Genomic DNA, 7825 nt, shown 5'->3' with positions numbered 1-7825 from the left:
TCACGATCGTCGACCGTGCCGGAATGATAAAGCTCACACATGGCGCCTATGGCGACGAGGAGCAACGTCACTTCGGCCTGGCCTCCGCCTGATTGTCCGATATCAGACACAAGCTTGAAAAGCAACTTATGTTAGAGACTACTTATAAATAGTCCTTACACTGCCCAACCTGTTCTCGCCAAGAGGGAGTGAGGAACTGCAAGAGACTCAAACCGGGGGCATCGAGTGCAATTGGGGCGTGGAGTGCTCTACTCGACGCGTGTACCTCGATCGCCCTGAAGCGGGAGGCAATGATGACAGGAGAATCCTTTACAACAGTACTTGTCGGGCCGAGCGAGTTACTCCGAGAAGGCCTTAGTCGAATCCTGGATGCGACAAAGTTTCGGGTCCTTTTCTCTGCGGCTTGTGTTCACGATCTTCTGGAGAAGCCGCTAGCCCAGCACCGGTCCATCTTGCTCATCATAGATGTCGGCGGTACTGATGCGGATGCTGATTTCGCACAAATTGCAGAATTCAAAGCGATTTATCCGACCAGCCATGTCGTCGCGCTAGCCGATCACTGTCGATCGACCGATATAGTTTCAGCTTTTCGTGCGGGGGCAGATGGGTATTTGATAAAAGTCGCTGCTTACGACACCTTCATCAAAGCTCTGGAATTGGTTATGCTAGGGCAGACGGTGTTACCTGCCGAAACTTCAACGGCTATTCAAGAAATAAGGCATGATCTGAAACCTGACGCGGTAGCTGATGAGTTAACAAAGGTGGTTGTTAATGAGGATCATGAACTATCAATTTTGTCAAATCGGGAAAACTGTATTCTACGCCGCTTAATCGAAGGGGAATCTAACAAAGCCATCGCGCGCGAGATCGACATTGCCGAAGCTACGGTGAAAGTACACGTCAAGGCCATCCTCCGAAAGATCCGGGTCCGCAACCGTACACAGGCTGCAGTTTGGGCGATGAACCATGGCATGCTTACTCCCGCATCCGGCAATGCCCCGTCGGGGAGCGAAATGGCAACTCAGCCGTCTTACAATATATAATCATTCGGGCTGGTGCATTCGCTTTTGCCAAAGCTTCGCCCTGATATGAGCCTCCGCTATCTAGAACCATACGTTCAAATCATCCCCCGGCGATGGTAGCGAGCGGTGGAGACGGCATCGCAGGGGCGCATGAGGTGGACCCCACCAGTGTTACTGCCATTTTGAAGTTGAGGGCTTTATCAAAGTGGGCAAACCAAAAATTACTTCTGGATTGTCGTTCAGCGAAGTGCGGATCGGAACGGTCGAGGGCGGAGAATCGGGGGTTCTGGTGTGGAAGTGCGACCAACTGGTGGCGGTTCTCACCCAGATCGACGAGGAAGCCTACTCGACGAAAGGCAAATGGTTTCTCGAGACGGGCTTCCGGCCGCTAAGCGGGCAGCACAAGAATTTCGATACGATAGAGGAGGCCATAAGATGGGTTGGCAGATACACCTTCCCCGAGCCTGCTTACACTGCAGATTGAGCGACCGTTCCGAGGCAATCGATCCGAGTCCAAGGTCAGCTTGGCAATGCTGCCGATCGTGCCAAGACCCGCAACGGAGATCCTCCGACTTTCAGACGATCTAAATATTGAAAGATACATGCGTCGAGTAGGCCCTCAACGCGCCAACTCGTTGCTGGACCCGAGTTCACACCTGAAGAAATCCATACGATGATCGAGACCAACCCTGAACGGTTGCTCGCTCTCGAATAGCGCGATCGCGGTCGCCTATCCCCGAGGGAAGGGTCAAACCACATCGGCGAAGATGATCACGTCCATTGAATTGCGGCGGGCTGCTCATCTGTGCCCGGGCAAATGAGACGAAATGAGACCTCTACTTCTCATTGATCCGAACACAAATAAGGCAACAACTGCTGAGATGGTTCGCATCGCGCGGAACGCCGCTCCCAGTGGCGTGATGGTCGAAGGTGCAACGGCGCAACGCGGTGCACCTCTGATTTGGACGATGACAAATTGGCGATTGGTGCCAAGTCGGTCAAAGTTCGAGGGGTCCAGTTCCGGTGAGCGCGGCGCCAGGAACATCAGAGTGATGTTGTCCGGCACCTTCGGTTTCGGAGTCACACGCCATCCGGCATGATCGAGGATGAGCACCGCACACGCGCCGTGGTCGACGCTCCGGCTGATCTCGGCGGGGTTCTCCCGCATCGCCTCGGTATCGCAATACGGCAGGACAAGGCCCCGCGCCCTATCCCTTCCGGGGGCAGATGGCCCCGCTGGTCGAACCAGTGGGGAATTTCTACAATAGCTTTGCCAGTTGCTGCGAGTCCAGCAAGGCGCGGCAGGCGTTTCCAGTTCGGCGATCTCGCGAGGTGCTCACCTTATTGCGCCGCAAGCTGCCTCCGCCGCGTGAAGAGTGCGAGAACGTTGCTCACGCCGATGGCAGCCTGCAGGTCAGTCAGGGTAATTGTAGCCGAGTTCAGGATAGCTTTCGTAGATCACCTGTTTCGAGCCGTGCCGGACTGTGTTGGTAGCGCTCATGCTGCGTTGGCCGACTAGCATGCATGACCTTGTCTCCTGCTGCTCGGGAGTAGGGCCACGCGTGATCCGAGTACTAGGCGACGTCTGCAATCCGACGTAGGCGCAGGCTTGAACGCAGCGCCGATCGCCCGGGAGAGTCTCAGTATAGCCCTATCCACGCCGCATTCTGGACATGAAGGTTAGCATTATATTACCAGACGAAATTTCTGGTTGTATAAGCGGAGTTTCGTTAAGACGATAAAATATCGTTTATCGTCGATGGGTGTCCTTAGTGATACTTATAGTGAATTCATATTTTAACTGGAGAAGCACATGAAGCATCACATGAAGTGGATGAATTCTGAAAGTGGAATACTGGGGGAACACTCGGAATGGTTGAACAACTTACGCGCGAGGGCGGAGACAGCCGCGTCGGGTCCGAAATCGACCGTGACGGCCGAGGCTCCCACTTCCGCCGCTTCCCCGCCGACTGAGACAGCCGCGTCAAGCCCGAAATCGACCGTGACGGCCGAGGCTCCCACTTCCGCCGCTTCCCCGCCGACGGAGACAGCCGCGTCGAGTCCGAAATCGACCGTGACGGCCGAGGCTCCCACTTCCGCCGCTTCCGCGCCGACGGAGACAGCCGCGTCGAGCCCGAAATCGACCGTGACGGCCGAGGCTCCCACTTCCGCCGCTTCCGCGCCGACGGAGACAGCCGCGTCGAGCCCGACATCGACCGTCACGGCCGAGGCTCCCACTTCCGCCGCTTCCGCGCCGACGGCATCCACGCAGCCGGCGCAGGGTCTTACCCACACCACCACACCGATCCAATCGGAGTACGATGGCCAGGTGATTGAAAATCTTGACATCTACGTCACCAACGGGGACGCGGTCACGATTACGCACGACAATGTCGTCCTGCGCAATTGTCGTATTCATCACGTCGAAGGCGACGGGGTGTCGGTATCGGGCGCAACCGGCGTCACCATCGAGAACACCGAGGTCATCAACGCCGACCCGGCGGCGGGAATCGACGCCGAGACGAGCCCGGACATCATCAACATCAGGGCAGAAAACGCCGCGAACCTGACCGTTCAAAACACCACGGTGCGGGAAGGCTCGACCGGTATCTATCTCGTGGACTCGCCCGGCGCGGATCTCTCGCACGTCGATGGCTACGACTTCCATGGCCCCTTCCCGCGCGGTCAGTTCGTCCAGTTCAACAACTCGGGCAATAGTTCGCTGACCGACTTCTATGCCGTCAACGACGCCGCCAACTCGCATCCTGAGGACATCGTCTCGGTCTATGGCAGCCCGAATACGACGATCTCTAACGGGGTGATCGACGGTAACAACTCCGTGACCGGCGTCGGCGTGATGTTCGAGAACGGATCGACCGGCGGCAGGGTGCAGAACGTTGACGCCATCCATCAGGGCAATGGCGCGTTCTCGTCCTACGCGAGCGATGTGACCTTCGACGATACGAGGTCGTTCGACGGTATCAACGCCGACCAAGGCCGCGGGGCTTCCTCGTCGAATGGACTGATCTGGAATGTCAGCTCCGGCGGGGTCAGCGTCCTGAACTCGAGCTACACCAACGCTGGCAACCCCAACAACATCATTTGGGACAAGTCAAAGGCGGTCGTAGCCGAGGTGCACGAGGATGCCGCCGCCACCCCAATGGCACACATCGATAACCAGTTCGCCTGGGACTACGCAGTCTGAACAGGTGGCGCAACCGGCTGCAGCAGACGGTTGCGCCACACTTCAGCACGGTGTGATGAGGCAGGGCTCGCACTCGGACCAACTCGGCGGGTGGTTCCGTCGGGGGATTTTGCATGAGACCTCGCCTGCCCTGCCGCCTTCCTCTCTCGTGAACAGAGGTCTGAAGATGGCCAGGTTAGAGCACCCTGCGACCGCTTCACTGGATTCGGATAATAGATGACAAATTTCTCCTTGCACGCGCCCTCGCCGCTGGCGGTGGCCTTGCGCGAGATCCGTCCGGGCCTCTGCGCGGCCGGCGGGCTCTCGCTCTTCATCAATCTTCTCATGTTCGTGTCTCCGCTCTACACGATGCAAATTTATGATCGCGTCCTAACGAGCCGTAATGCCGTCACGCTCGTCATTATTTCGGTGATCGTGGGCGTGTTGTTGATGACCTATGGGACCCTCGAACATTATCGGGCTCGTATCCTCCAGCAGGCTGGCGTGCGGTTCGACCGGCTCTTGTCTGGTCCCGCCTTCGAGGCGGCGCTTTCCTCGGCGCTGCGTGCCCGCGGATCGAATCATGCACAGACCCTGCGCGATCTCGACCTCATGCGCGACATTCTTTCGGGCGGCGTCATCATGGCGCTGATGGACGCGCCCTGGGCTCCGATCTACATCGTGATCTGCTTCCTACTTCACCCGTTGATCGGCCTTGTGGCCCTCGTCGGCGCGATGGCGATAGTGACGATCGCACTCGTAAATGAGCGAGCGACGAAGGGCTTGCTCTTGCGAGCCTCGGTCACGAACACTCGCGCGATCGACAGGCTGGGCTCCTCGCTGCGCAATGCAGAGGCAATTCGGGGGCTCGGGATGGGGCCTGCTATCCGGTCATGGTGCACCGGAATCCGCGAGGAAGCGCTAGGTTACTCCGTCAGCGCGGGCGAGCGCGGCGGCACACTTCTTGCGTTGTCCAAGTTTCTGCGCATGGCCATTCAAACGGCCATGATGGGCATCGGTGCGTACCTGGCTATTAACCAGGAAATCTCCGGGGGCGTCCTGTTTGCGGCGTCGCTTATCATGGGTCGGGCGCTTGCCCCTATTGAGATCATGGTGGCGCAATGGAAAAGTATCGTGTCCGCGCGCAGCGCCCATGCGCGCCTGGAACGCATATTCGAGGAGAACCCGCCCATTGCCGGACGCGTGCGTCTGCCTGACGTCAGGGGTACGGTTTCCGTCGAGAACCTTTTCGTCCTCGCCCCCGGTACGAACACGCCGGTCGTCATGGGGGCGACGTTCACGCTGAAAGCTGGAGAGGTCGTCGCCCTCGTTGGTTTATCGGGCTCGGGCAAATCCTCGCTCGCGCGTGCGCTTGTGGGTGCGTCGCCGCCGGCGCAAGGATGCGTGCGACTCGATGGCAACGATTTGCGCCATTACGATCCGGACCAACTCGGCACCGCGCTCGGCTACCTGCCCCAGGATATTGAGCTGTTCTCCGGTTCCGTGCGCGACAACATTGCGCGCTTCCGAGCTGACGCGGTCGATGCGCAGGTGACCGAGGCGGCAACACTCGCCTCTGCGCACGAGATGATCCAGCGCCTCCCCAAAGGGTATATGACCGACATCGGGGAGGATGGAGTCGGACTGTCGGGTGGGCAGCGGCAGCGGGTCGGTCTCGCGCGCGCCCTGTTTGGCGAGCCGAGCTTCGTCGTGCTCGATGAGCCTGATGCCAATTTGGACAGCGATGGCAATCGCGCACTGATCCGGGCAATCGAAGGGTTGCGGAGAGACGGAAAGACCGTTGTGATCGTGACCCACAGGCCGAACCTCCTGTCGGCGGTGGATCGAATGATCATCATGCAGGAAGGACGAATAGCGCAGATGGGCAGTCGTGACCAGTTGCTGCCGTCGCTCGCCGGCCCGAACGTAGCGCCGGCACCGCGGCGGCCCGTCTGGGATGGAGGGCGCGCCGGACCGCCGGCGTCAGATCCAGCGCACTCTCTCCTCCGCCGGACACGCGTCGATGCATAACGAGTCGAAACCAATGATGATGCCTGACACCTGGAAAAGGACAGCAATCATAGCACGGGTGCGCGGGCTCCCGATGCGGACGGCCCGCTCGACCCCTGCCTCCGCTTGTATAAGCGCGGTGGGGCCGACACTTTCCGCGCTCTTGCGTGCAGGACGGGTGACTCGAGTTAGCTTCCCGCAGATTTTCGCGCCGTTGGATTTTGCCGGCTCAGACCAAAAGCCGGCGCACGCAAACCTCTCCGGCGACTGGCGCAAGCCCGCGCGGATGGGCTTTGGCATCGTCGTGCTGACCTTCGGCATCCTCGGCGGGTGGGCCTCTCTGGCCAGCCTCGACAGCGCGGTGGTCGCTTCGGGTACAGTTGTGGTCGAAACCGACCGCAAGGCGGTTCAGCACCTTGCGGGCGGTATCGTGCGTGACATTCTCGTCTCGCCCAACGCACATGTGACCGAGGGTCAGGTGCTCGTGCGCCTTGATCTCACCGAGGCGCAGGCGCAGGGCGAAATCGCCAGGTCCGCTGTCTTCTCGCTGCTTGCCGAGAAGGCACGGCTGCAGGCGGAACTGGATGGAGCCGAAATGGTCACTTTCCCGCGCGAACTCACGCTAGGGAGCGCCCCCCTCGCCCAACGCGCGATGGAAGACCAGTTGCGACTGTTCAACAAGCGCCGCTTGGCCCGTACGAACGAGGTTCCCATTTTGCAGGAGCGCATCGCCCAGTCCGAACGGAAGATCGAGGCCATGCAATCCCAAAGCGAGGCTGTCCGTTTGCAGATCGAGAGTATCACAGAAGAGCACGACATGCTGGCGCCCTTAGCCCATAAAGGCATCATTCTGGGCACGCGGCTGACCGCGCTCAAACGGCAGCAGGCCGATCTCCAAGGTCAGCTTGGTGCCTTCCTTGCCGAAATAGCGGGCGAACGCCACACTATCGGCGAGGCGCGACTCCAGATCGAGCAAGTCGGGCGCGAGGCCATCGAAGAGGTCTCGGCACAGTTTGCCGAGACCAGTGCCAAGCTCACCGACGCCGGCGAAAAGCTGCACGTTGCAGATGACGTGCTCAACCGCACCGAAATACGCGCACCGCGGTCCGGGCGCGTTGTCGGCTTTAAGGTACACACGATAGGAGCCGTGGTTCGCCCCGGCGAAATCTTGATGGAGATCGTCCCTGATGACGACACTCTGATCGTCTCGGCGAAGATGTCGCCGGTCGACATCAACAATGTTGCCGAGGGCCTTCCTGCCGAGATCCGACTGCCTTCGTTCAAGGCTCGCTCGACGCCGGTCGCGATCGGCGAGGTGCAGACCGTTGCCGCAGACGCGCTCCATGACGAAGTGACGCGTGAGCCCTACTACGAGTTGAAAGTTTCCGTGCAGGTCTCTCAGTTCCCCGAACAGGTCCGCGAGAAACTTAGGCCCGGCATGCCGGCGGAGGTGATCGTTGCGACCGGCGAGACGACCGTGCTGTCCTACTTGACGCAACCCCTGACGGACGCGTTCCGACTCGGCATGCGCGAAAACTGAGCCTTTGCCGGGCTGCTGGCATCCTGCGGTCGACCCCTTCCTTAGACGGGATCACGGTAGACCGCAGAG

At 59.7% G+C, this 7825-nt stretch carries 6 protein-coding genes; 5 read left to right on the top strand and 1 reads right to left on the bottom strand.

The window, feature by feature from the left end; genetic code table 11:
- Positions 1-293 precede the first annotated feature (293 nt).
- Both AC0L2Z_RS31980 and AC0L2Z_RS31975 read left to right on the top strand, forming a co-directional pair.
- Positions 294-1043 (top strand): LuxR C-terminal-related transcriptional regulator, encoded by a 750-nt coding sequence (locus AC0L2Z_RS31980; protein WP_473630253.1) that lies wholly within the window; start codon positions 294-296, stop codon positions 1041-1043.
- 184 nt (positions 1044-1227) lie between these two features.
- Positions 1228-1506, top strand: a complete 279-nt coding sequence (locus AC0L2Z_RS31975) for a hypothetical protein (RefSeq protein ID WP_473630252.1) — start codon at positions 1228-1230, stop codon at positions 1504-1506.
- 1337 nt (positions 1507-2843) lie between these two features.
- On the opposite strand, the gene AC0L2Z_RS31970 is transcribed toward AC0L2Z_RS31975, so the two are convergent.
- Positions 2844-3371 (bottom strand): hypothetical protein, encoded by a 528-nt coding sequence (locus tag AC0L2Z_RS31970; protein WP_473630251.1) that lies wholly within the window; start codon positions 3369-3371, stop codon positions 2844-2846.
- On the opposite strand from AC0L2Z_RS31970, the gene AC0L2Z_RS31965 reads away from it, so the two are divergent.
- From AC0L2Z_RS31965 to AC0L2Z_RS31955, 3 genes are all read left to right on the top strand, one after another.
- Positions 3352-4227 carry a right-handed parallel beta-helix repeat-containing protein gene (locus AC0L2Z_RS31965; protein ID WP_473630249.1) on the top strand — a complete coding sequence of 292 codons (876 nt, stop codon included), beginning with the start codon at positions 3352-3354 and terminating at the stop codon, positions 4225-4227. The genes AC0L2Z_RS31970 and AC0L2Z_RS31965 overlap by 20 nt on opposite strands.
- Before the next feature lie 216 nt (positions 4228-4443).
- Positions 4444-6237: a type I secretion system permease/ATPase gene (locus AC0L2Z_RS31960; protein WP_473630248.1), complete on the top strand. Its 1794-nt coding sequence runs from the start codon at positions 4444-4446 to the stop codon at positions 6235-6237.
- Positions 6238-6502: 265 nt separating this feature from the next.
- The gene (locus AC0L2Z_RS31955; protein ID WP_473630254.1) at positions 6503-7756 is read left to right on the top strand and encodes an HlyD family type I secretion periplasmic adaptor subunit; all 1254 of its coding nucleotides are present in this window, start codon (positions 6503-6505) and stop codon (positions 7754-7756) included.
- The last annotated feature ends 69 nt before the right edge of the window (positions 7757-7825 follow it).

The sequence above is a fragment of the Mesorhizobium sp. WSM4850 genome, assembly GCF_055811735.1.
This window is presented reverse-complemented; position numbering and strand designations above follow the sequence as displayed.

Coding starts and splice junctions, on each gene's coding strand:
- AC0L2Z_RS31980 (WP_473630253.1), top strand. CDS start 294: ATGACAGGAGAATCCTTTACAACAGTACTTGTCGGGCCGAGCGAGTTA.
- AC0L2Z_RS31970 (WP_473630251.1), bottom strand. CDS start 3,371: ATGTCAAGATTTTCAATCACCTGGCCATCGTACTCCGATTGGATCGGT.
- AC0L2Z_RS31960 (WP_473630248.1), top strand. CDS start 4,444: ATGACAAATTTCTCCTTGCACGCGCCCTCGCCGCTGGCGGTGGCCTTG.
- AC0L2Z_RS31955 (WP_473630254.1), top strand. CDS start 6,503: ATGGGCTTTGGCATCGTCGTGCTGACCTTCGGCATCCTCGGCGGGTGG.